Raw genomic sequence first — 24,375 nt, forward strand, 5'->3', positions numbered from 1 at the left:
AGTGGGCGCACCTTAAGGATCGGCCTTCGCTTGTCAAGGATTGGCTTGTCAAGGATTGGCATCGCGCTTCATTGCCAATGTGAAGAAGAGCGCCAGAACGACAGCCAAACTGAAGAAGAGACCGGAGGGTGCGAGGTCGAGACTGAAGCCGAAAATCGGCGGCCCGACGAGGCTCCCCGCAGTATACAGGAGGATATAAGCTGCGTTGGCACGTGCCAGCGCTCCGGCCTCCGGATAGCGGCTGGCGAGGCTTGTAAGGCCTACTGCGTAAAGGCCCCCGACAATCCCGCTCCAGGCGAACAGCAGCATGACATAGCTTGCGTAGGATGAGCGCGCGGCGAGCGGCAAAATCAGTGCGCCGATGGTGCCAAGCGCGCCCATCAGGATCAGCAGCCGGCGCTGGCCAAAACGGTCGGCCACGAAGCCGGTTGGGATCTGGAACAATGCGTTGCCCAGCGCAAAGATCGCGGTGGCGACAGCGGCCGCGCCGGCGCCCCAGCCTTCGCGCAAGGCGAAGACCGGAAATAGGCCAAAGGCCGCGGCTTCGATCGCGCCATAGATGAGAGCCGCCGCCGTTGCTGCGGGCGCGGCGCGCAGGATCGCCCTGAAGGGTAGCGGCTGCGCTTCTTCCAGAGCCGGCGCCTCCACCCCTGTAAGCCCGATCGGCACGATGGCTGCCAGTGAGAGCAGGGCGGCGATCATAAACGGCGTCGCGCCAGAGGGACCGGTCGCGGCGAGAACGAAAGGTCCCGCTGTGAATCCAGCTGCAACGGCTGTCGCGTAAATCCCCATCACCAGACCGCGCCGGCGCGGCCAGACGATCGCGCTGATCCAGAATTCGGCAAGAATGAAGAGGATGGTCAGCGCGATGCCATAGATGCACCGCATCGCAAGCCAGGGCCAATAGCCGTGCGTGAGCGCGAGGCCGGCAAGGCAGACGGCGCCCAGCAATAGTGCGGAGATCAGGAGCCGCCGGACGCCGATGATGTGCGCGAGCCAAGGCACATAAACCGCCGTGACGAGGCCAACGAGGCTGCTCGCGGCGGGATGGAGGCCGATAGCGCGTGCGGAATAGCCGGCCTGCGCCAGCCGCACCGCGATCAAAGTCGCCGACAGCGACAGGCCGATAGCGGCGATCATTACCGTCGTGATGGCCGCGGCGACGACGAATACGCGCGTTTCTGAAGGTGTTTTCAAAGTTCGTCGCGGGAGAAGCGGCGATTCCGATAAGTGAAGAACGCCGCAGGCGGATCGGCTGTCAGCCCTGCGGTAATGCGTTGCGCGGCCTCGCGCAAGATCGAACTGGTGATGTTGCCGACGTCAAGTTCCGATGCCTCGGCGATCGGCAGCCAGCGAAGTTCGACAAGCTCTGCATCCGCATGTGCTACGCCCTCGACGCGGTAGGCGATGGAAGCCGCATTGGCGATGAAGAAGCGTGTATCGAACCGGCGCGGCAGATGTTGCGGCGTCACGGCGCGGGCGAGAAAGCGCAAATCGCCGATCCTCGGCAGAAAGCCAAGCTCAACGAAAGCGCGCCAGGATTGAGGCACCGGGGTCTTGGAAGGCGTGGCCTTCTCGCCGATCAGGAGGCCTGTTTCTTCAAATGTTTCGCGAATGGCGGCCAAGGCGAGCGTGCGGGGCTCCGGCGCATCGCGACGGTTGCGTTTGCCGAGCCGGGTGGCAACGGACTCGTTGAGGGTATCGGCTGCCGTGATGTCGCGATCTTCGCGCTCCACGCGGCCACCGGGGAAGACAAACTTGTCCGGCATGAAACGCAGGCTGGCATTGCGCCGACCCATCAGGACGCGCGGAACGGATTGGGTCGTATCGACAAGGATGAGACTGGAAGCCGCTTTCGGCTTGACGGATCGCGTGGACGAAATAATCGGCGCAGAGACGCCGTCAGCCATTCGGCACGGCGCCCGCCGAAGATGCGTCCGGCGCTGAGTCAAATCCGTGCATGCGCAACGCCCATTGATAGCCGATGAGGCCGCCCTTGAATGCCGGCAGCAGGATCAGCGACATGGCGACGGTCAGTAGCGGCCACAGGATCATCTGATAGAGAATCGGAAAATCCGGGAACATTGTATCGGCCGAAAGCATCATCGCGCCGATGATGTGGCCGACGACGAGGATCGTCAGATAGGGTGGCGCGTCGTCAGCCCGCTGATGAAACAATTCGGTGTTGCAGACCGCGCACCGGTCGTTGACCTTGAGATATTTGCTGTAGAGCGCACCCTTGCCGCAGGAGGGGCAATGGCCGGAAAATCCGCGCCGGATTGCGAGCCATGCATTTCGCTTGGGCCGTGCGAAGCTATCGTCGAGCGAGGCTTTGCCGCCAGAGAGGGGCACAATGGACATATTTGCCGTGTCGATAGCCATGCCGAACCTAGTCGTCGTTAGATTTAATTATTCGACTTCCGCAGTTTTTTTAAACGTGCCGACGCGCGGGGGCCATCCGACCCGTTGTCGCGGCGTCCCCCACGCTTCCCCTGAGTTTTGACGTTACGTAAACGGGCGCCGCCCGCACCGGACATCAATTCAAAGCGTAGCGCGCCTGCGAAGGGCGCCGCTTCGACAAGTTTCACCGCAATTTCGTCGCCAAGGCGATGCGTCACGCCGCTGCGGCGACCAATCAACGCATGCGAACTCTCGTCATAGTTGAAATAATCGTCGCCGAGTGTCGCGATCGGGATAAATCCGTCGGCGCCGGTCTCGGCAAGTTTGACGAAAAGCCCTGCGCCCGTAACCCCGGAGATCCGCCCCTCAAACGTGGCGCCCACCTGTTCGCTCAGAAATTGCGCGATCAAACGGTCGACGGTTTCGCGCTCCGCCGCCATGGCGCGCCGCTCGGTCGCGGAAATTTGCGCGGCGATCTCTGCCAATTGCTCGCCCGTCATGTCCGGCAGACCGTCATTGCCAAGACGTAGCGCGCGGATCAGGCCGCGATGAACGATCAGATCGGCATAGCGGCGGATCGGCGATGTGAAATGCGCGTAGCGGCGCAGATGCAGGCCGAAATGACCGTAGTTTTCGGCGACATATTCCGCCTGCGCTTGCGTTCGCAGCACGACATCGTTGACGATGTTCTCGTGCTCGGTGCCTTTGACCTGCGCGAGGATGCCGTTGAACTGGCGCGGCGTCAGCACTTGGCCCTTCGCGATCTTGATGTCGATCGAGGCGAGGAATTCAGCGAGCCCATTAAGCTTCTCGAATGTCGGCTCGCCATGCGCGCGATAGATCAGGGCCTGATGCACTTTTTCCAACGTCTCTGCCGCGGCGACATTGGCGAGGATCATGAATTCCTCGATCAGCCGATGCGCTTCAAGCCGCGGCGGCACGATCACGCGATCGACGGTCCCATCGGGCTTGAGCAGAAGCTTGCGTTCCGGCAGATCGAGATCGAGCGGGTTGCGCTTTTCGCGCGCGAGTTTCAATGATTCATAAGCGGCAAAGAGCGGCTTCAGCACCGGCTTTAACAGCGCCTGCGTTTCTTCGCCGGGCGTTCCGTCCCAGGCGGCTTGCACTTGCTGATAGGCAAGCTTCGCCGCCGATCGCATCAGCACGCGATGCACGTTGTGCGAGAGCGCGCGCCCGTCTTTGGCGATGATGATGCGGAAGGCGAGCGCGGCGCGATCTTCATTGGGCCGCAGTGAACAAAGGTCGTTGGAGATGCGCTCGGGCAGCATCGGCACGACGCGATCCGGGAAATAGACCGAATTGCCACGCTGGAGTGCATCGCGGTCAAGCGCAGAGCCTGGCCGCACATAGGCCGCGACATCGGCGATAGCGACATGGATGATATGGCCGCCGTCGTTATCGGGGTTGCGATCAGGTTGCGCGAACACCGCGTCGTCGTGATCCTTGGCGTCGGCCGGGTCGATGGTGATCAGGGGAATGTCGCGCCAATCCTCGCGCCCGGCGAGCGTCGCCGGCTTTGCGTGGGAGGCTTCCGCCAAAGCGTCCGAACTGAAAGCATTGGGAATGCTGTGCGAATGGATGGCGATGAGGCTCATCGCCTTTTCGCTCGCGAGGCTGCCGAGCTTTTCGCGTACGCGCACGGGTGCAAGACCAAGACGTCCGGTGCGCAAAACATCGACGGCGACGAGATCGCCTTCCTGCGCGCCATTGTGGCCACCTTCGGCGACCGTGAATTCACCGACGCGCGCGTTGCGTTTGTCGATCGGCACGACACGCGCGCCGCCCGATGGATCGGCGCGATAGATGCCGAGCACTTGTGTCTTGGCACGGTCGAAAAGTTTGATGACGCGGCCGTTATAGGCGGGATCGTTCGGGCCCGCTTCGTGCGCCGGTTCGACGCGAATCAGCCCGCGGTCGCCGACGCCGGGCACCGGCTGGCCGGGGCGTCGCTTGCCAACCTGGATGAGAATTTTCGGGATCGGCCCTTGTTCATTGTCCCATTCGACGGGCTGGGCAATCAATTCGCCGTCTGGGTCGCGGCTGGCGATATCGGCGAGGACGACAGCCGGCAATTGACCGGCCTTATGTAATTGTTTGCGGTTGCGCCCAACGGCGCCTTCCGCTTCGAGTTCTCTGAGTATTTTCTTTAATCCTATGCGATCCGCCCCGGTGATCGAGAAGGCGCGGGCGACTTCCCGCTTGCCAATTTTGGTGGGGCTGTTTGGTTGTTCGCGGCCGATGAAGGCGAGAATCTCTGCCTTCGAAGGCAAAGCGCCTTTCGGTCGTTCGGCTTTCGCGCCGGGCGGGCCGGCTTTTGCCGAGCCGGCTTTCTTGATCACGCTCTCTTCGCCTTCCGTGCGGGCGCCTTGGTCGCGGCCTTCTTCGCCGCAGCTTTTTTGGGCGCGGCCTTCGCTGTAGTTTTGGCGGGCTTGGCTTTCGCGGCAGTCTTCTTTTTCGTCGGGACGCCGCCCTTGGCGTCGATCAATTGGATCGCGTCTTCGAGTGTGATCGAATCCGCTGCCACGCCGTTCTTCAACGTCGCATTGATCTTGCCGAGGCTGACATAAGGACCAAAGCGTCCCTCGCGCAGAACGACATCACCACCGGACGGATGCTGGCCAAGCACGCGGCCCTGCGTCCCGCCACCGCCGCCGCCGCCGCCCTGCGCCTTGGCGGCGAGCAGGGCGATCGCGTCGTCGAGGGTTACGGTCGTCGGATCGGACTCGCGTGGCAGCGTCGCATTGATCTTGCCCCAATTGACATAGGGCCCGAACCGGCCGGCCTTGATGACCACGGCGCCGCCTTGCGGATGATCGCCCAATTCGCGGCTCGCGCTCGATGCCTGCGCGCCGAAGCGCCGTCCCGAGAGACCGCTCTCCTTGGCGACGATAAGATCGATGGCACGATTGCCGCCGATCGAAAGAATGTCCTCGTCCTTGCCGATATTAGCGTAGGTCTTGCCGTGCTGCACATAAGGCCCGTAGCGGCCGATGCCGGCAACGATCGGCGCTTTGGTTTCGGGATGGACTGCAACCTCGCGCGGCAGGCTCAACAGCGCCAGCGCCTGCTCGAGCGTCAAATCGGACGGATTTAGCGTCTTCGGTAGGGACGAGCGTTTCGGCTTCTCGCCTTCGCCTTGCTGCACATAGGTGCCGAAACGGCCGTCGCGCAACGTGATCTCGTCGCCGGTTTCCGGATCTTGACCGAGAACTTTCACACCAGGCCGGTCGCTGTCGCCAAGGCTCTCGGCCTTGGTATCGGCGAGTGTACGGGTGAACTTGCACTCGGGATAATTGGAGCAGCCGATGAAAGCGCCGAACTTGCCGAGCTTCAGCGACAATTGGCCATTGCCGCAGGACGGGCAGGCGCGGGGATTGGAGCCGTCTTCCTTCGTCGGGAAGATGTGCGGGCCGAGCAACTCGTTCAGCGAATCGAGAACTTGCGTTGTGCGCAGATCCTTGGTCGCATCAATCGCGCTCGAAAAATCCGCCCAGAAGTCGCGCAACACCTGCTTCCAATCGAGCTCATGATTGGAGACGTGATCGAGCTTTTCCTCGAGGCCGGCGGTGAAGTCATAGCCGACGTAGCGGGTGAAGAAGCTTTCGAGAAAGGCGGTGACGACGCGGCCTTTGTCTTCAGGATAAAGCCGTTTTTTCTCGAGTTTGACGTAATCGCGTTCGCGTAAGACCGCGAGCGTCGAAGCATAGGTCGAGGGCCGGCCGATGCTGAGTTCTTCCATCCGCTTGACGAGGCTCGCCTCGGTGAAGCGCGGCGGCGGCTCGGTGCGATGCTGGGAGGATTCGATCCTGTCTTTGGTCAGCGGCTCGCCCGCTGCCATCGGCGGCAGGCGGCTGGACTCATCGTCCTCTTCGTCGTCGCGGCCTTCCTGATAAAGCTTCAGAAAACCGTCGAAACGGATCACCTGGCCGGTGGCGCGCAGATCGAGCTTGCGCTTGTCGGCGACCGCTGAAATGTCGACGCTCGTGCGTTCGAGGTCGGCCGATTCCATCTGGCTCGCGACAGCACGCGTCCAGATCAATTCGTAAAGCCGCGCTTCGTCGTGGTTGAGGGAGCGGCCGATGCGCGGCGGCAGCAGCGACATATCCGTCGGGCGGATCGCCTCGTGCGCTTCCTGCGCGTTCTTGGCTTTCACCGTATATTTGCGCGGCACTTTCGGCACGTAGCGCTCGCCGTACTCCTTGCCGATCACCTTGCGCGCGGCGGCGATGGCCTCCGGCGCCACGTCGACGCCGTCTGTACGCATATAAGTAATGAGGCCGACTGTATCGCCGTCGATATCGATGCCTTCGTAGAGCTTCTGCGCGATCTGCATCGTGCGAGCCGGGGCAAACCCCAATTTGCGCGAGGCTTCCTGCTGCAGCGTCGAGGTCGTGAACGGCGGGGCGGGATGGCGCTTGGCAGGACGCGACTCGACGCTGACGACCGAGAACTGCCCGTTCTCTAGTGCGGTCTTGAGGCTGGCGGCTTCGTCCGCCGTCGCGATGTCGAGACGGCCGATCTTCTGGCCGTCGGCGCCGACAAGCCGGGCGACGAACGGCGCGCCGGCCTTGGTCTTCAGATGCGCCAGCAGCGTCCAATATTCCTGCGTGACGAATTGCTCGATTTCGAGCTCGCGGTCGCAGACCAGACGCAAAGCGACGGATTGCACACGGCCCGCCGAGCGCGCGCCCGGCAATTTGCGCCACAGCACCGGCGAGAGATTGAAGCCGACGAGATAATCGAGCGCACGGCGGGCGAGGTATGAATCGACCAGCGCCGCATCGATCTGGCGCGGATGCTTCATCGCGTCGAGCACGGCCGTCTTGGTGATCGCATTGAAGACGACACGCTCGACCGGAATGTCCCTCAAGACCTTCTTGTTCTTGAGGACTTCGAGAACGTGCCAGGAGATAGCTTCGCCTTCGCGGTCCGGATCGGTCGCCAGGATCAGCTTCTTGGCCGTCTTCGCGGCGGCGGCAATGTCGTTGAGCCGCTTGGCGGCCTTGGCGTCGACCTGCCAGAGCATGGTGAAATCCTGCTCCGGATCAACTGACCCATCCTTGGGCGGCAGATCGCGCACATGGCCGAACGAGGCGATGACCTCATAGTCACGCCCAAGGTACTTGTTGATCGTCTTGGCCTTGGAGGGCGATTCGACGATGACGAGATTCATGCGTTCTTAGCTCCGTGCTAAGCGGCTGAAGACGCTACATTTTTTGGAAATCGGCCAAGCCGTGAAGAGCTCCCGGCGCGTCTCTGGGCCGCCGCTCATTGTGGCGGAACATGGGGTAGGGGAGGCGTGGTGTCAAATCCCGGCCCAAATCCCGGCCTCAGACGTCCGGCTCCAAATCGCGGTAACCAGTGCATCGAAAAGGCCGGGAAATCCCTCGAGCGCGGCTTGCCGACGCCGCAGGTTCACCCGTATAGAACCACTTTAATGTCCGCTCCCCAGCCCCGCCAAAAATTTCGGCACCGCCATTTGCTCGGGATCGAAGGGCTTTCGGCCGAAGACATTATGATTCTTCTCGACCGTGCCGAAGAGGCAGTCGAAGTCTCGCGGCAGATCGAGAAAAAGCGCACGACGCTGCGCGGCCGGACGCTCATCAATCTTTTCTTTGAATCCTCGACGCGCACGCAATCGTCTTTCGAACTCGCCGGCAAAAGGCTCGGCGCCGATGTCATGAACATGTCGGTCCAGACCTCAAGCCTGAAGAAGGGCGAGACGCTGATCGACACGGCCGTGACGCTCAATGCAATGCGCCCGGATCTTATCGTCGTGCGCCATGCCCAGGCGGGCGCGGTGCATCTTCTCGCCCGCAAGGTCGATTGCGCGGTGATCAATGCTGGCGACGGCGCGCATGAACATCCAACGCAGGCTCTTCTTGATGCGCTGACGATCCGTCGCAACAAAGGTCCGATCGAAGGTCTCACGGTCGCCATCTGCGGCGACATCATGCATTCGCGTGTCGCGCGCTCGAATATCATCTTGCTCTCGGCGCTGGGCGCGCGGGTGCGTGTCGTCGGCCCCTCGACGCTGATGCCGGTCGGCATTGAGCGCATGGGCGTCGAGACCTTTCACGACATGAAGGCCGGGCTCGCCGGCGCTGATATTGTCATGATGCTGCGATTGCAGCGCGAACGAATGAGCGGCGGGTTCATGCCGTCATCGCGCGAATATTTCCGTTTCTTCGGCCTCGACCAGGAGAAGCTGCGCTTCGCCAAGCCGGATTCGCTGGTCATGCATCCGGGGCCGATGAACCGCGGCGTCGAGATCGATTCGAATATCGCCGACGGCCCGCAGAGCCTGATCCGCGAACAAGTCGAAATGGGCGTCGCGGTCCGCATGGCCGTTCTCGCGGCGCTCGCCGAGCATTTGCCCAATGAGTGAGGCGCGATGAAACACGCCCCGACCGGCGCCATCGCCCACCAGCCGCTGGCGCTCGTCAATGCACGGCTGATCGATCCCGCGCGCGAAACCGAGGAGCGCGGCGGCGTCCTCATCATCGACGGCATCATTCGCGATCTCGGGCCGCAGGTCGTGGCTGCGTCACTGCCGCCGCATGCGCATATCATCGATTGCGCCGGCGATGTCGTCGCGCCGGGCCTCATCGACATGTGCGCCTTTGTCGGCGAGCCGGGAGCGGAGCATCGCGAGACGATCGCGACGGCGACAGCGGCGGCGGCGGCGGGCGGCGTCACGACCATTCTGGCGCGGCCCGACACCAATCCGCCGATCGACGAACCGGCCGTGGTCGATTTTCTACAGCGGCGCGCCCGCGATACCGGCATCGTCCGGGTTCTGCCGATCGCCGCTTTGACACAGGGCCTGCACGGCGAAGAGATCGCGGAGATCGGTCTTTTGAAGGAAGCGGGTGCGGTCGCCTTCAGCGATGGGCCGCAATCCCTGCGCAACGCGCGCGTCATGCGACGCGTGATGGCCTATGCCAAGGATTTCGATGCGCTGATCCTGCATTTCACGCAGGATCCCGACCTCGCCACCGGCGGCGTGATGAACGAAGGCGAATTCGCCACACGCCTTGGCCTGCCGGGCGTGCCGCGCGAGGCCGAAACGATCATGCTCGATCGCGACATTCGCCTCGTTGCGCTGACCGGCGCGCGCTATCACGCCGCTCTCATCTCGACGACGCTCTCGCTCGATGCCATTCGCGCGGCAAAGGCCGCGGGCCTGCCAATCACCTGCGGCACCTCAATCAATCATCTCGCGTTGAACGAAAACGATATCGGCGATTACCGCACCTTCCTGAAGCTTTCGCCGCCGCTGCGGCGCGAGGATGAGCGTCTGGCGCTCGTTGAGGCGCTGGCCGAAGGGCTGATCGATGTCGTCGTCTCGGATCACAATCCGCAGGACGTCGAGACGAAGCGGCTGCCGTTTGCGGAAGCCGAGCCGGGCGCCATCGGCCTGGAGACGATGCTGTCGGCCGGCTTGCGGCTCGTCCATGCGGGGGAAATCGAACTGCCGCGATTGCTCGCGGCGATGTCGTCGCGGCCGGCGGAAATCCTCGGTCTGCCGCAGGGACGGCTTGAGATTGGGGCGCCGGCCGATCTCATCCGTTTCGATCCTGATGAGCCCTATGTGCTCGATCCGGTGACGCTGCATTCGCGCTGCAAGAACACGCCTTTCGACGAGGCCCGGATGCAGGGGCGGGTGAAGCTGACAATCGTCGCGGGCGAACTCGTCTGGCGCGAAGGCTGAGACCGGGCCCTAATAGGCCGCGGTGAAACGCGCCCGGCTGTGCCGGTGTTGCTCCAGTTCGTCGACCATTGCGATGGCATAATCCGCGAAGCTGATTTTGCTTTCGCCGGCGGCGTCGGTGACGAGTTGATTGCGACCCAACCGGAAATGGCCGAGGCGCGGACCCTTGAAGAGGAGTGCCGCAGGCGAGAAGAACGTCCAATCGATCTCTTTCTCTTTGCGAAGTGCATCGAGGAAGACGATTCCGGGTCGGGCGATGGGTTTCCATTCTTCGGGGAAGTCGGGCGTATCGATCAATAGTTTGCCGGGCGCGACTTCAAGGCTCGCGGCGCCACCAGTCACCAGCAGTCTTTTGACTCCGGCTTGTTTGAGCGCCGAAAGCAAGGTCGCCGCGGGGATATCGAAATGCAGCGCGCTGATGACGGCGTCCGTCCCGCGAATCAATGCGGCCAGCGCGGCAGGATCGGAGGCGTCGCTCGCTTTCGCGATCACGCCCGGCGCCTTCGGGATGGCTTCCGGCTTGCGGGCGATGGCGAGCACGTGGTGGCCTCGTGCGGCAAGCTCCTTGATGATTTCCGAACCTGCCTGGCCGCTGGCGCCGAGGACGCTGACATTCATTTGCACCTCCATGGTTTCCATTGGCAACCATGTGTATTATTGAAACCAGTCATGCAAGACGGCACTTTTTCGACACCTGATTACCGCCAGGAAACCTCGCAAGAAACTCCGATTGATCGCGGAAACGCGTTCGCCGCCAATTGCCCGACGCGGCAATTGCTGGATCGTGTCGCCGACAAATGGAGCGTGCTCGTGCTCCTGATTTTGGGCGATGGTGACATGCGATTCGGCGGTCTGAAGCGGCGCGTCGAAGGCGTTTCGCAGAAAATGCTCAGTCAGACCCTGCGTTCGCTCGAGCGGGACGGTCTCGTCACACGCGAGGTCACGCCGACGATGCCCGTTATGGTCACCTACGGCATCACGCCGCTCGGCCGGGAGCTGCTGTCGGCGTTGCGATCGATGATCGACTGGGCCGAAACCAGCATGGTCAAAGTTGTGGCGGCCCAGCGCAGCTACGACGCGCGCCCCTAGGCCCAGGCTTGGCCGGATTTATGCAAGGCCGCCTGTGCCGCAGCGCAACGTAATTTTTTTGACGAAAAGCGCAAAATCCCCTTCCAGTTTCTTCACGCGACTGCTATTTTCTTTATAGGAAAATTGCTTTAGGTTCAGGAAACACGCGAGGCAGTGGGATGTGCGGCATCGTTGGACTCTTCTTTAAAGATCCAGCTCTGGAGCCGGATCTCGGCAAGCATCTCTCGGTCATGCTGGAGACGATGACGGCGCGCGGCCCCGACAGCGCCGGTTTCGCCGTCTATGGCGAGGGCGAGAAAAGCCGCACCAAGATCACTCTGCGCGCGCCGGCGGACTTTGAAAGCTACGGAGCCCTGGAAAAGGCGCTTGAGCCAGGTGCCAGCGTCACGCGCCGCGGCACCCACATTGTTGTCTCCGTGCCGACAACCGATGTCGAAGGCGTTCTGCAGAAGATCAAGCACGAGGCTCCGACGCTCACGGTCAGCTCCGTCGGCACGCATATGGAGCTTTATAAAGAGGTCGGCCTGCCGGCCGACGTCGCCAAGAAATTCCACCTTGCTGAAATGAGCGGCACGCATGGCATCGGCCATACGCGCATGGCGACCGAATCGGCGGTGACGACCGCGGGCGCGCATCCGTTCTCGACCGGCAAGGATCAATGCCTCGTCCACAACGGCTCGCTGTCGAACCATAATCAGATGCGCCGCAAGCTGATCCGCGAAGGCATTCCCTTCGCGACTGAGAACGACACGGAAGTGGCCGCCGGCTATGTGTCCTGGCGCCTTGCGCAGGGTGATAGTCTTGGCGAAGCGCTCGAATCCTCGCTGAAAGACCTCGACGGTTTCTATACTTTCGTCGTCGGCACCGACACGGGCTTCGGCGTTCTGCGCGATCCGATCGGCTGCAAACACGCCGTTATGGCCGAGACCGATCAATACGTCGCCTTCGGCACCGAGTTTCGCGCCCTGAGTTCACTGCCCGGCATTGAGAACGCGAAGATTTTCGAGCCAAATCCCGCCACCGTCTATTTCTGGAACCGCGCGGCATGAACATTCAATCGCAAACCGTGAAGAAAGCTGCGGGCAAAACCGATCTCGGCCATGCCCGCACGTTTGATCTCGCGACGAATTCTGTGCGCGAGTTGAACCGTGCACTGCACGCGATCCACCCAGGCAGCAATGCGAATTTATTTCGCGTGCTCAATCCGCGTGGCGTTCATGCAATCGCGGCGGGTGTGGATGCGGACGTGACGATCGAGATCGATGGTGACGTCGGCTATTATTGCGGCGGCATGAACCAGCTGGCGACGATCCTCATCGAAGGCAGCGCCGGCATCGGCCTCGGCGAAAATATGATGTCGGGCCTGATCCACGTTCGCGGCAATGCCAGCGATTCCGTCGGCGCGACGGCGCATGGCGGTTCGATCATTATCGATGGCGATGCATCGGGGCGCTGCGGCATTTCGATGAAGGGCGTCGATATTATCGTGAAAGGCTCCATCGGCCCGATGTCAGCCTTCATGGCGCAAGCGGGCACGCTCGCCGTCTTCGGCGATGTTGGCGAAGCCTTCGGCGACTCGCTCTATGAGGCGAAGCTTTATGCGCGCGGGAACGTTGCGAGCCTCGGCGCTGATTGCATCGAGAAGGAGATGGACGATCAGCATCGCGCTGAGCTCTACGAAAAATTCAAAGAGCTCGGCCTCGCGGGCGAAGTCGATGTCGGCGAATTCAAACGCTACGGCTCGGGGCGGACGCTTTATCATTTCCATGTCGACAATGCGGGAGCTTATTGATGAACGAGCAGGTTAAAGCTCCACGTACGATGCCGCGTTTTTCATCGACATTTGACGCCTACACACTTTCCGAGATTCGGCGCTCCGCCGCGACTGGTATCTATGACATTCGTGGCGCGGGTGCGAAGCGGCATCTGCCGCATTTCGACGATCTGCTCTTTCTCGGCGCGTCGATGTCGCGCTATCCGCTCGAAGGCTATCGCGAGAAATGCGGCACGGCGGTCACGCTCGGCACGCGGTTCGCGAAAAAGCCGATTGAGCTCAAAATCCCGATCACGATTGCCGGCATGAGCTTCGGCTCGCTGTCGGCGCAGGCGAAAGAAGCACTGGGGCGCGGCGCCTCGACGGTTGGTACGTCGACGACGACGGGCGACGGCGGCATGACGCAGGAAGAGCGCGGCCATTCCAAGATTCTTGTCTACCAATATCTGCCGTCGCGCTACGGCATGAATCCCGATGATCTTCGCAAGGCCGACGCGATTGAAGTTGTCGTCGGGCAGGGCGCCAAGCCTGGCGGCGGCGGTATGCTCCTCGGCCAGAAGATTTCACCGCGTGTCGCGCAGATGCGCACGTTGCCCGAGGGTATCGACCAACGCTCAGCCTGCCGCCATCCGGATTGGACCGGCCCCGACGATCTTGAAATCAAGATCGAGGAATTGCGCGAGATCACCGATTGGGAAAAGCCGATCTATGTGAAAGTCGGCGCCTCGCGGCCTTATTACGACATCGCGCTGGCGGTGAAAGCGGGCGCCGACGTCATCGTGCTCGACGGCATGCAGGGTGGCACGGCGGCGACGCAGGAAGTCTTTATCGAACACGTCGGCATCCCGATCCTCGCGGCGATCCGTCCGGCTGTGAAAGCGCTGCAGGACCTCGGCATGCATCGCAAGGTGCAACTCATCGTCTCCGGGGGCATCCGCAACGGTGCCGATGTGGCGAAGGCCTTGGCGCTCGGCGCCGACGCGGTCTCGATCGGCACTGCGGCGCTTGTTGCGCTGGGCGACAACGATCCACATTGGCAAAGCGATTACGAGGCGCTGGGAAGCGCCGCGGGCGCCTATGACGATTGGCACGAGGGGCGCGATCCAGCGGGCATCACGACGCAGGACCCGAATCTTGCGAAGCGGCTCGATCCGGTCGCGGCCGGCCGCAGGCTCGCCAATTACCTGTCGGTACTGACGCTGGAAGCGCAGACGATTGCCCGCGCTGCCGGCAAGAGCCACGTCCATAACCTCGAGCCGGAAGACTTGGTGGCGTTGACGGTCGAGGCTGCCGCTATGGCCGGTGTGCCGTTGGCCGGAACGGATTGGATACCGGGGACTGGCGGGCGCTGAACGCGCCGCCATGCCCCACTCCTTGCCGCTTCATTCCACCAACTCGAAATCGCCCGGCTTCCACGTTTTGTCGAACCAAGGTTCGAGGGGCGCGTAGAGCCGTAGCAGGCTGTTCCAGCCTTTGCCCGGCATCGTCTGCACCCAATTGTTTTCGTGACCTGCTGGCGCTTTCGGGGCGAACCAGACAGTCACCGATCCGTCTGCATTTTTAATGATGCCCTTCTGATTGCTGTCGAGGCCAGAGGTTTTCTGGTCGGTCTCCAGCATTGAGCGGGTTTGTCCGTCATAGACCATAAACGACCAGAACTGCGCGGCAGGGATCGGCGCTGGCAAGGTGATCTTGTAGGTCTTGCCCCCATCCAGATAACGGCCCTTAGAATCTCGCGTCGCGTATGCATAGGCCGATCCGGTGCCAGGCTTCGAATAGGCCATCGCGGGCGTAATGCCAGCGGCGTAATAGTGGAAGAGGGCCCGAGCATCGAGCATACGCTCACCATTGTTCATGAAATCGTATGCGCCACCTATGAACGGTGTTCCCCACTGCCGATCAGGATAGAACATCACCCTTTTGTCGCGAGGCGCGAAAACAATTGCGCGGGCGGTCGCGTTGCCGACCGCTACAGCACCGGTCAAAATGTCTTTCATTCGAGCGTCCGGCGCGAAAGGTTCACCCTTTTTTATGCCTATTGATGCGAATAAACCCACCAGTTCGGGGTCAAACGCATCGGCAGGCTCATGCTGGATGACGGCATCCAGCTCATTGTAGAACTCAAACGTGTTGGCGTGAACCGTATTGATCTGCATCCCTGATGTGTTGACGATGGTTGCGGACGGCGGACTGCTTGCCTCGGATAGCGGATAGACTCGCGCCTTTGCCTTTACGCCTTGCGCAGCGGCCGCAATGTCACCGTTTTTGACGAAAGCCCGAAAGAAAATGAAGTTGCCATAGGTGCGCGGCCTTACGACGAAATAGCCTTGCGACGGCAATTCACCTGTGTAGCCAGGCGGAACGAACAGGTATTTGCCGCCTTTGCCCTTATCCGGTCCGACCAATCCCACGTCCGTTACGTAGCGGGAAAAAGCGTCATTCACAGGACCGAGCACGCCGGGCGGTATGTCAACGACAACCGGACTGTCCTTAAGGTCCATGCATAAGAAAACATACACAGTCGTCGAATTCGGTGTCAGCATAAGCGTGCGTGCATCCAGCAGGTTTTCCGTAATGGAAATGCCACCGTTACGCTTGATGCCTGCTTGGCTCAGGCCCTCGCAGAATGCGTAAGCGGACGCGGCAGGTATGCCGGACAGAAACGTCTCAACGCCGCGCGTAAAATCGAGGTTGTCATAGACCTTTTGCACGGTCGGCGCGTCGGGCAAGCCGTCGAAAAATTTCAGCGTTCCAATGCGCGTCTGTACCGTGTTCGGTGTCGTGATGTACGCAGGGACTTTTGCGGCGTACTTTGCTGAAGACTGTTCGTAAGCACAGGCGGGGCCGATGGCCACCGCGCCAAGTGTCAAGGCGACGGCGAATTTAAGGATTGCATACATCCCATACTCCCGCTGTTGTCGCGCCCAAATAGGACTGCGCGGCACGGTGAGTACACCTTACACTCAATATGTATGAGTGAGTGCCTATTCTCCGGGCTGTCGCAGGATTTAGAAGCCGCCCGGGAGCTTAGGGGCCGCTAGGGGATGGCGGCGGCTTCGAGGAAAGCGGCCGGGAGCGAAATGAGGGATTTCTTCGTGCTCAAAGCTTCAAGTTTGGATAAACTCGTCCCACAAAGTTTTTAGAAACTTCGCTGCAAGGCGCATCGCGACGCTGCGTTGCGGAAGGACATGCCCGACCGCCAACGGAAGCCAACTTCATCATATCCGTCTGTCACAAATTGACCATCGCCATGCCGCGCTCGTCGTAGCGGTCGCCCGCGACCGCATGTGAAGCGACGGCGGTTTCGATGGCTTTGAGATCGGCCGGTGTCAGCGCGATGTCGGCGGCTTTGATATTTTCCTCGAGCCGCGTGCGCTTGGTCGTGCCGGGGATCGGCACGATCCAGGGTTTTTGCGCCAGTAGCCAGGCCAGCGCGATCTGCGCCGGCGTTGCGCCTTTCTCGTCGGCGATGGCTTTGAGACTATCGACAAGCGGCGCATTCTTGCGCAGCGCATCAGCCTGGAAGCGCGGATTGGTCTTGCGCCAATCGTCATCGGCGAACTGCGTGTCGGCGGAAAATGTACCGGCGAGGAAGCCGCGGCCGAGCGGACTATAGGGCACAAAGCCAATGCCGAGTTCTTCGAGCGTCGGGAGTACCTCTTTCTCCGGCCCATGTGTCCAAAGCGAATATTCGCTCTGCACCGCCGCGACGGGATGCACCGCATGCGCCCGGCGGATCGTCGCCGCGCCCGCCTCCGAAAGGCCGAAATGCTTCACCTTGCCGGCCTTGACGAGATCGGCAACGGCGCCCGCCACATCCTCGATCGGCACGTTGGGATCGACGCGATGCTGGTAAAGGAGATCGATATGATCGGTGCGCAGGCGCTTCAACGACGCGTCGGCGACTTCCTTGATATGCGCGGGCTTGCTGTTTAGCCCGACGGGGCGACCGCTTTGCGGATCGAGCGCGAAGCCGAATTTTGTCGCGATCTTCACTCTGTCGCGCAGCGGCGCCAGAGCCTCGCCGACCAGCTCTTCGTTGGTGAGTGGGCCATAGACTTCAGCCGTATCGAAAAAGGTGACGTCGATCTCGACCGCGTGGCGGATGAGTGCGACCAGCTCGGCATGGTCGCCGGGGGCGCCATAGGCCCAGGTCATCCCCATGCAGCCGAGGCCCAGCGCCGAGACTTCGAGGCCGCTTTTTCCCAAGGTACGCTTTTGCATGATCGGTAACTCCTTTGACCTTGCGCTCTTGTCACGAACTTAGAAGCAATTGTGCGGCTTTTCAGACGTCACACGGCGACGTGATCGCTCGGATGACGTTGGCTCGTCAGGAAACGACATAGCCGCCATCGGCCAAAAGGCCGTGACCGGACACGAACGTTGAATCATCCGAGGCAAGAAACGCCACGACCTTCGCCATTTCTTCGGATGTTCCCGTGCGGCCGGGCACGGAGGCCGCACCGAAATCTTTCTTGGCTTGTTCGGATGGCCAGATGCGATCCTGAAACGGCGTATCGATGAGGCCCGGACAGAGCGCGTTGACACGCACGCCCTGTCTGAACCATTCGATCGAGGCCGTCTTGGTCAGGCCGAGAACGGCATGTTTGCTGGCGATATAGAGCGCAGCATTGGCGAAGCCGATGACACCGCCCATCGAGGCATTGTTGATGATCGAGCCACGGCCTTGCGCGAGCATCGCCCTAGCTTCGTGTTTCATCGACCAGAAGACGCCACGCACGTTAGCGTTGAAGATCGTGTCATAGGTTTCATTCGTCTGATCGACGAACGGCGAAAACGCGCCTTCTGTGCCGGCGTTATTGAAGGCAACATCGATCCGGCCATAAGTCGCGACCGCCTTGGCGACGAGGTCGATCACGTCATTTTCTTTATTGATGTCGGCGACAATTCCGGTCGCCTCGAAGCCGTCTTTCTTGATCTCGGCGACGAGCGTTTCGATTTCGGCGCGGCGTCGCGCGCTGGCGACGACCTTTGCGCCACGTCGGGCGAGTTCGAGCGTCGTCGCGCGTCCAATGCCGGAACTTGCACCGGTGACGAGGGCGACTTTGCCGTCGAGCGTTCTCAGGGGATTGTTGCTCATCGCGTTCTCCACATTGTGGATCGGCGGAAGCTCCCGCCGGCTGGCGTACGATCTAGCGCCATCAGATAAATGCGATAAGATGCATAATCATCTCTATAGTGATGAACCTAGAACAGCAATTTCCGACCCATGCACGGATCAGAACTCGCCGAACTTGCCGCCTTTCTGGCGGTGGCGCGCCATAACAGCTTCCGCAAGGCGGCCGTCGAGCGCAGGGTCGCGGCGTCGGCTATCAGCCATTCCATCCGCAATATTGAAACGCGGGTCGGTGTAAGGCTCTTTCATCGCACGACGCGCAGCGTTTCGCTCACGGATGCAGGCGCACGCTTTCTCGCAGAATTGCAACCGGCGTTCGAGCAGATCGATGCGGCGCTCGAAGGTCTCAACGCCTTCCGCGGCACGCCGTTCGGAACGGTGCGGCTGAACATTCCCAATTCCATCGCGCCCTTCGTGTTGCAGGATGTGATCGGCCCATTGCTTCAGGAAAATCCCGGCCTCAATCTCGATATTGTTGCGACCGACAGGCTCGTCGACATTGCCAAGGATGGATTCGATGCCGGCATCCGCTTCGGCGAAAATCTAAGCCAGGATATGATCGCGGTCCGGATCAAGTCGCGGCTGCGCTTCGCTGTTGTGGGGTCGCCGGATTATTTTAATGGCCGCAAGAAACCGCATACGCTGGCCGATCTCAAGGATCATTCCTGCATCCGTTATCGTTTCCCGAGCGGCGCAATCTTCAATTGGGAATTCGAACGCGACGGCGAACTCGTTCATGTCGAAGTGAACGGGCCGCTTACGCTCGACAGTCAGGATTTGATGATCGAAGCGGCGCTGCAAGGTTGTGGCCTCGCTTTTGTTTTCGATTATCGCATCGAGCCGCATCTCGCCTCAGGCGCATTGATCCGATGCCTGGAGGATTGGTGCGCGACGGATGACAGCCTGTTTCTTTATTATCCGAGCCGCCACTACGTCTCGGCCGGGCTGCGCGCGTTGATCGACAAGCTCAAATGATCAGCCGAATTCGCCGTAGCCGCGGGCCATCGCCGCGGCGAAACCGAGCAGCGGCACAAAAAGCGCGAGTTCGAGATGGAGGTAGAAACGCGCTCGCTTGATCTCCTCATCGTTTGGCGGCGTGCCGGCCTTGCGCCAGCGCAGATAGGCGAGGGTGGGCGGAATCGACGCCAAGCCGATTAACGCGAATGTGCCGATTTTCGCCCAGAAGAATCCGTTGTGCGCGTAATAATGCCAGCCCTTCGCCGCGAAGATCGCGCGACTGAAGCCAACGAGGATAATCAGACCGGCGACGATCCCGTAAATCAGATCGAGCCTCGCGAGACGCGTCAGGCCGTCGCCGCCGAGGCCCGGGCGCAACACGAAAAATTCGGCAAAGACGATGCCGAAGAGACTGAAGACGAGCAGATGATGCGCGATGGCGACCGTGAGATCGAGCATGGCAATTCGTCTCGCGAGGGTCCGCTACTTTTTAACGAAGTATAATGGCGCGGCCAAGCTAGGCCGCATCGCAATGACTCGGAAAGAGTTTCTAAATATATATTTGTCGAGAAAATTTTCTCGGGAGGTTAGATTTGAAGCGTGTCACGGCGAATGATTTCGATTTCACGGGCGCGCCGCTTTTCCGGAAAACCGCGACGATCCCGGTCGCGAGTGTCGTGTTTGGGAAGGGCGGCGAAAAAGTCGTCACGCTCCAATCGGGAGCGGCCGGACAATTCGCAGAGACGATCAATATCGCCCAGCTTGGGGACGCCATTGTGACCCGCAGCGCGGGCGATTCCTACATTCCCAAGAAGTTCAGTAACAATTTCGAAATCAACCCCGGTAATTCCAACGAATATCGATCGAAGAATTTTGGCCGCGCGATCTTTCAGGAAGAGGATTTCGTCATTATGGCGCCGTGGGGTGAAGACCAGACGATTGCGGCAGGCGGCGTCGTCTTTCAGAGTCTCGTGGGCGACTCGCCGGAGGTCTACGGCAATCAAGGTCACAGTTTCGAAGCCGATTACGCGAGGGAAGCCGCCGATGGCGCATTGCTGCCGCTAACTTTGCCTCTCAAAACACAATTGCAATGGGCGAACGACAAGGGCGAGATCGTACACCTTTCCGACATTCGCGCGCGTGCTGTCTATGCGCGCGAAATGGTGACTGACGAGAAGAAGTCGGCGGAAGTCTTCAGCGAAATTATTCGTGTAGCTGATATTGCAATCTTGCTTCTCAAATAAAAGCGTCGCTGCTATCTCCTAACAGCACCATGCCAAGCTCGTACTCTTCCGCTTGAACCATTCCGAGCGTTTCCTGCACCACGCGCCTCGGCGCCACTAGAAACGATCGATATGGAACAAATTCCTGCTCGAGATTCACCACTGCACTTCCTAGATATCGCAGAAATGCAAAGTCCCCTTCGGTGAATTCGCAAAATTCCTTAAGCTTCAAGGCGGTGGGAAGGGGACACCCCTTGGGACCACCGAGAACATTAACAATAAGTTTGATGCCTTTCTCTTCTTTTATCTCGGTCTCAAAGGGTTTCATGATCCAAAAAGATCTTTTTCTTTTGGGATTCTCGTTCCTAAATAACTCACAGCTCGACGAATACTTTCGTAAAAGATCGTAGATTTCGATATTTCCTGTCAGTCGGCATTGAATATCGAACTCCGAATCCAAGGCCTTCGCCCGCGCGATGTTGGTAAAATGGCGCATGCCGCATCTTTGAGCGACATACGCGTCTTATCAAGACGATCAATACGTACATAGTTTCGGAATTCTAACTTTCAGCGCTGGCGAGCGCCGGTTCATTTTCTTTTTCCAGTACGTCTTTCACGCTTGCACGGATCAATTTTGACAGCGCCGCAATCGCGGCGCGGCGCGGGTGACTTGGCCGGAAGATAAGGCGCACGCGGCGACGCGCCTTGGTGCCGCTCAACCGTCGCGCGACAAGGTTGCCGGGCAGGGGCTCTTCCTGCCGCAGCGCGAGTGCCGGAAACAACGTCATGCCATAGCCGGCGGCCGCCATATGCAGCAGCGTTTTCAGGCTCGTCGCGCGCATGTCGGCGATCGCGGCTTCGGCATCGCGCGGTGGTCCGCAAAGTTCGAGTGCCTGGTCGCGCAGACAATGGCCATCGGTCAGAAGCAGCAAAGATTGCGGATCGATGTCGGCGATGCCGATCTTGTTTCGCGCGGCGAGCGGATTGTCCTGGTCGAGCACGAGCCAGAAATCCTCGTCGAACAACGTCTCGGTCTGGAGAGCAGGGGTCTCAGGGTCGGAGGCGATGATCGCCGCATCGAGCTTGCCTGCCGAGACGAGTTCGATGAGCCGGACGGTCAAGTCTTCGACGAGCACGAGACGTAGCGCGCGCAGCCCCTGCTGCGCGGCCGGCAACGCGTAGGGCATGAGATAGGGCCCGAGCGTCGGGATGACGCCTAGATGCAGCGGCCCGGCCAGCGGATCGCGTGCCGATGCCGCGACAGAGACGATGTCTTCCGCGGCGGCCAGAGCGCGCCGGGCATGATCGAGAATTTGGCCGCCCGGCGCGGTCGGGCGCACCGTATGGCCGACACGCTCGAAAATGGCGAGGCCGAGTTCTTCCTCGAGTTTGCGGATTTGTCCCGAGAGTGTTGGTTGACTGACGTTGCACGCCTCGGCGGCGCGGCCGAAATGGCCAAAGTCAGCAACGGCAACGATGTAGCGAAGATCACGCAGGTTCATGTGTCCCCACGAAGTTTGAAGTTATTTTGACCGCCATTGGCACTGCCTATCAAATTAAATGGAATTATCGATTGGATCAATATCTTCCGAGCGCCTAGTTTCGCGCTACGCCACAGTTATCGAACGAGGCCGGAGGGATAGATGGACGACAAAGTTCAAAGCAGCGCGGGTGAATGCCCGTACCCGCACACAACGCCTCGGCAGAGGTCCAATCGCGACTGGTGGCCGGATCAGCTGAACCTGAAGATCCTTCACCAGAACTCGCCATCGTCCGATCCCTTGGACGAAACGTTCGACTACCGTGAGGAATTCAAAAAGCTCGATTATGAGGCGCTGAAGAACGATCTGCGCAAACTGATGACCGACTCGCAAGATTGGTGGCCGGCAGACTTCGGCAATTATGGGCCGGCCTTCATCCGTATGGCGTGGCACAGTGCTGGCACCTACCGGCTGAGTGACGGCCGTGGTGGTGCCGGTCGCGGCCAGCAGCGTTTCGCGCCGCTCAATTCTTGGCCGGACAACGTGCTGATCGACAGGTATCGCCGGCTGCTCTGGCCGATCAAGCAGAAATACGGGCAGAAGATTTCCTGGGCGGACCTGCTGGTCCTTACCGGCAATGTGGCGCTGGAGACCATGGGCTTTCGTACGTTCGGCTTTGCCGGCGGTCGGGAAGATACCTGGGAACCCGATCAGGACATCAACTGGGGTTCCGAGACAACCTGGCTGGCTCACCGGCCGCTCGATAGCTTCAAGGACCCCCTCAGCGCCACCGAGATGGGCCTGATCTACGTCAATCCGGAAGGTCCGAACGCCAACGGCGACCCGCTTTCTGCGGCGGCATTCATCCGCGAAACCTTCAAGCGCATGGCGATGAACGACGAGGAAACCGTCGCGCTGATCGGCGGCGGCCACACCTTCGGAAAGACCCACGGCGCCGCGCCCGAGTCCCACAAGGGGCCAGCTCCGGAAGCCGCCGGCCTGGAGGCGCAGGGATTGGGCTGGATCAGCGACTACGGCACCGGGTCCGGCGCAGACGCCGTCGGGAGCGGTCTGGAAGTCATCTGGACGCAGACGCCGGCGCAGTGGAGCAACTTCTTCTTCGAGAATCTGTTCAAGTACGAATGGGTTCAGACCCGCAGTCCTGGCGGTGCCATCCAGTGGGAGGCCAAGGACGCCGGGGAGGTCATTCCCGACGCGCACGATCCGTCAAAGAAGCGCAAGCCGACCATGCTGACCACCGATCTGTCGCTGCGCGTCGACCCGGTCTATGAGAAGATATCGCGCCGCTTCCTGGAGAACCCGCAGGCCTTCGCCGAAGCGTTTGCCCGCGCCTGGTTCAAGCTGACGCATCGCGACCTTGGGCCCCGTACGCGCTATCTCGGCCCGGAAGTGCCCAAGGAAGTGCTGATCTGGCAGGATCCGGTACCCGCCGTCGATCATCCCTTGATCGATGACTCCGACGCTGCCGTACTCAAGGTCAAGGTGCTTGCCTCGGGTCTGACCGTGTCCGAGCTGGTCGGTACCGCCTGGGCCTCGGCCTCCACCTTCCGCGGCGGCGACAAGCGCGGCGGGGCGAACGGTGCGCGCATCCGCCTTGCACCGCAGAAAGACTGGGAGGCCAACCAGCCGGCCCAGTTGACAAAGGTGCTGCATGCGCTCGAAGCGATCCAAAAGGAGTTCAACGCCTCACAGGCCAGCGGAAAGAAAATTTCGCTCGCCGACCTGATCGTTATCGGCGGCAACGCTGCGATTGAGAAAGCCGCGAAGGATGCCGGACACGATGTGAAGGTTCCCTTTGCGCCCGGCCGAACCGACGCCTCGCAGGAGGAGACGGATGTCCATTCCTTCGCCGGACTTGAACCGGCCGCGGATGGCTTCCGCAACTATGAGAAGGCCGGGCTTGCGGTGCCCGCCGAGGTGGTTCTGATCGACAAGGCGCAACTGCTGACCCTGACCGCGCCCGAACTGACCGTGCTGATCGGCGGTCTGCGCGCGATCAACATCAATGTCGACGGCTCCACTCACGGCGTTTTCACTGATCGGCCGGGCCTGCTGACCAATGACTTCTTCGTCAACCTGCTGGATATGCGCATGCAGTGGAAGGCGGTATCGGACGCCAGCGACGTGTTCGAAGGACGCGATCGGAGGACGCACGACGTCAAGTGGACCGGCACGCGTGTCGATCTGGTCTTCGGTTCGCACGCGCAGCTGCGTGCCCTTGCGGAGGTTTATGCCAGCGCCGACGCGCAGAAGAAGTTCGTGCATGACTTCGTCGCGGCCTGGAACAAGGTGATGAATGCCGATCGCTTTGACCTTGCCTGATTTCGGTCGCCCGTAAGGGTAGCCAACGAGCCCCCACGCTGGACCGGACTTTGCCGAAGTCCACCGGCGTGAGCCGCCCGCCTATGGCGGCGCGCAGCCGCGGGTCGTCCCCCCGCGGCTGCTGCTTTTCTTGGGCAGACGGAAAACGGCAGCGGCTCTGGCGTTTGCTGCCTTGCCTTCCCACATCGGGGACACTATAAGCACCCCCATTCCACACGCGGAATTCGCGGCCCTGC

The 24,375-nt window shown here is 60.9% G+C and carries 21 protein-coding genes; 9 read left to right on the forward strand and 12 right to left on the reverse strand.

Annotated elements, in window-relative coordinates:
* Window positions 1–48: 48 nt before the first annotated feature.
* From WDN02_RS13480 to topA, 5 genes are all read right to left on the reverse strand, one after another.
* The gene (locus WDN02_RS13480; RefSeq protein WP_337293988.1) at window positions 49–1,197 is read right to left on the reverse strand and encodes an MFS transporter; all 1,149 of its coding nucleotides are present in this window, start codon (window positions 1,195–1,197) and stop codon (window positions 49–51) included.
* The gene (locus WDN02_RS13485; protein ID WP_337293989.1) at window positions 1,194–1,910 is read right to left on the reverse strand and encodes an NUDIX hydrolase; all 717 of its coding nucleotides are present in this window, start codon (window positions 1,908–1,910) and stop codon (window positions 1,194–1,196) included. Before WDN02_RS13485 ends, WDN02_RS13480 begins: the two co-directional genes overlap by 4 nt.
* Window positions 1,903–2,361 (reverse strand): DUF983 domain-containing protein, encoded by a 459-nt coding sequence (locus tag WDN02_RS13490; protein ID WP_337293990.1) that lies wholly within the window; start codon window positions 2,359–2,361, stop codon window positions 1,903–1,905. The genes WDN02_RS13485 and WDN02_RS13490 overlap by 8 nt, the downstream gene beginning before the upstream one ends.
* A 44-nt stretch (window positions 2,362–2,405) precedes the next feature.
* Window positions 2,406–4,691 carry a ribonuclease R gene (gene rnr, locus WDN02_RS13495; RefSeq protein ID WP_337294943.1) on the reverse strand — a complete coding sequence of 762 codons (2,286 nt, stop codon included), beginning with the start codon at window positions 4,689–4,691 and terminating at the stop codon, window positions 2,406–2,408.
* 65 nt (window positions 4,692–4,756) lie between these two features.
* Window positions 4,757–7,594 (reverse strand): type I DNA topoisomerase, encoded by a 2,838-nt coding sequence (gene topA, locus WDN02_RS13500; protein WP_337293991.1) that lies wholly within the window; start codon window positions 7,592–7,594, stop codon window positions 4,757–4,759.
* 264 nt (window positions 7,595–7,858) lie between these two features.
* Here topA and WDN02_RS13505 point away from each other — a divergent pair, with 264 nt between their 5' ends.
* Both WDN02_RS13505 and WDN02_RS13510 read left to right on the forward strand, forming a co-directional pair.
* A complete protein-coding gene (locus tag WDN02_RS13505; RefSeq protein WP_337293992.1) occupies window positions 7,859–8,809 on the forward strand; it encodes an aspartate carbamoyltransferase catalytic subunit in 951 nt (316 codons plus the stop codon).
* A gap of 6 nt (window positions 8,810–8,815) precedes the next feature.
* Window positions 8,816–10,135 (forward strand): dihydroorotase, encoded by a 1,320-nt coding sequence (locus tag WDN02_RS13510; protein WP_337293993.1) that lies wholly within the window; start codon window positions 8,816–8,818, stop codon window positions 10,133–10,135.
* A 9-nt stretch (window positions 10,136–10,144) separates the two neighbouring features.
* Here WDN02_RS13510 and WDN02_RS13515 read toward each other — a convergent pair whose 3' ends face one another.
* Window positions 10,145–10,753: an NAD(P)-dependent oxidoreductase gene (locus tag WDN02_RS13515; RefSeq protein WP_337293994.1), complete on the reverse strand. Its 609-nt coding sequence runs from the start codon at window positions 10,751–10,753 to the stop codon at window positions 10,145–10,147.
* 111 nt (window positions 10,754–10,864) lie between these two features.
* Between WDN02_RS13515 and WDN02_RS13520 the strand changes: the two genes are divergently transcribed.
* From WDN02_RS13520 to WDN02_RS13535, 4 genes are all read left to right on the forward strand, one after another.
* A complete protein-coding gene (locus WDN02_RS13520) occupies window positions 10,865–11,224 on the forward strand; it encodes a helix-turn-helix domain-containing protein (protein ID WP_337294944.1) in 360 nt (119 codons plus the stop codon).
* Window positions 11,225–11,382: 158 nt separating this feature from the next.
* Window positions 11,383–12,273 (forward strand): glutamine amidotransferase family protein, encoded by an 891-nt coding sequence (locus WDN02_RS13525; RefSeq protein WP_337293995.1) that lies wholly within the window; start codon window positions 11,383–11,385, stop codon window positions 12,271–12,273.
* On the forward strand, window positions 12,270–13,016 hold the full coding sequence (locus WDN02_RS13530) for a protein glxC (RefSeq protein ID WP_337293996.1): 747 nt from the start codon (window positions 12,270–12,272) through the stop codon (window positions 13,014–13,016). Before WDN02_RS13525 ends, WDN02_RS13530 begins: the two co-directional genes overlap by 4 nt.
* The gene (locus WDN02_RS13535; RefSeq protein WP_337293997.1) at window positions 13,016–14,350 is read left to right on the forward strand and encodes an FMN-binding glutamate synthase family protein; all 1,335 of its coding nucleotides are present in this window, start codon (window positions 13,016–13,018) and stop codon (window positions 14,348–14,350) included. Before WDN02_RS13530 ends, WDN02_RS13535 begins: the two co-directional genes overlap by 1 nt.
* A 30-nt stretch (window positions 14,351–14,380) precedes the next feature.
* Here WDN02_RS13535 and WDN02_RS13540 read toward each other — a convergent pair whose 3' ends face one another.
* From WDN02_RS13540 to WDN02_RS13550, 3 genes are all read right to left on the reverse strand, one after another.
* Window positions 14,381–15,898: a DUF1254 domain-containing protein gene (locus tag WDN02_RS13540; protein ID WP_337293998.1), complete on the reverse strand. Its 1,518-nt coding sequence runs from the start codon at window positions 15,896–15,898 to the stop codon at window positions 14,381–14,383.
* 331 nt (window positions 15,899–16,229) lie between these two features.
* Window positions 16,230–17,222 (reverse strand): aldo/keto reductase, encoded by a 993-nt coding sequence (locus tag WDN02_RS13545; RefSeq protein ID WP_337293999.1) that lies wholly within the window; start codon window positions 17,220–17,222, stop codon window positions 16,230–16,232.
* 106 nt (window positions 17,223–17,328) lie between these two features.
* Window positions 17,329–18,099: a glucose 1-dehydrogenase gene (locus WDN02_RS13550; protein WP_337294000.1), complete on the reverse strand. Its 771-nt coding sequence runs from the start codon at window positions 18,097–18,099 to the stop codon at window positions 17,329–17,331.
* 129 nt (window positions 18,100–18,228) lie between these two features.
* On the opposite strand from WDN02_RS13550, the gene WDN02_RS13555 reads away from it, so the two are divergent.
* Entirely contained in the window at window positions 18,229–19,110 is an 882-nt protein-coding gene (locus WDN02_RS13555) for a LysR family transcriptional regulator (protein ID WP_337294001.1), read from the forward strand.
* On the opposite strand, the gene WDN02_RS13560 is transcribed toward WDN02_RS13555, so the two are convergent.
* On the reverse strand, window positions 19,111–19,551 hold the full coding sequence (locus tag WDN02_RS13560; protein WP_337294002.1) for a DUF2214 family protein: 441 nt from the start codon (window positions 19,549–19,551) through the stop codon (window positions 19,111–19,113).
* A gap of 134 nt (window positions 19,552–19,685) precedes the next feature.
* Here WDN02_RS13560 and WDN02_RS13565 point away from each other — a divergent pair, with 134 nt between their 5' ends.
* A complete protein-coding gene (locus WDN02_RS13565) occupies window positions 19,686–20,336 on the forward strand; it encodes a hypothetical protein (RefSeq protein ID WP_337294003.1) in 651 nt (216 codons plus the stop codon).
* Here WDN02_RS13565 and WDN02_RS13570 read toward each other — a convergent pair.
* Both WDN02_RS13570 and WDN02_RS13575 read right to left on the reverse strand, forming a co-directional pair.
* The gene (locus WDN02_RS13570; RefSeq protein WP_337294004.1) at window positions 20,329–20,811 is read right to left on the reverse strand and encodes a hypothetical protein; all 483 of its coding nucleotides are present in this window, start codon (window positions 20,809–20,811) and stop codon (window positions 20,329–20,331) included. The genes WDN02_RS13565 and WDN02_RS13570 overlap by 8 nt on opposite strands.
* 64 nt (window positions 20,812–20,875) lie before the next feature.
* The gene (locus tag WDN02_RS13575; protein WP_337294005.1) at window positions 20,876–21,817 is read right to left on the reverse strand and encodes a LysR substrate-binding domain-containing protein; all 942 of its coding nucleotides are present in this window, start codon (window positions 21,815–21,817) and stop codon (window positions 20,876–20,878) included.
* A gap of 141 nt (window positions 21,818–21,958) precedes the next feature.
* On the opposite strand from WDN02_RS13575, the gene katG reads away from it, so the two are divergent.
* Complete coding sequence (katG, locus tag WDN02_RS13580; protein ID WP_337294006.1) at window positions 21,959–24,139, forward strand: catalase/peroxidase HPI; 2,181 nt, start codon at window positions 21,959–21,961, stop codon at window positions 24,137–24,139.
* The last annotated feature ends 236 nt before the right edge of the window (window positions 24,140–24,375 follow it).

This window comes from Methylovirgula sp. (assembly GCF_037200945.1).
Classification (GTDB): Bacteria; Pseudomonadota; Alphaproteobacteria; order Rhizobiales; family Beijerinckiaceae; genus Methylovirgula.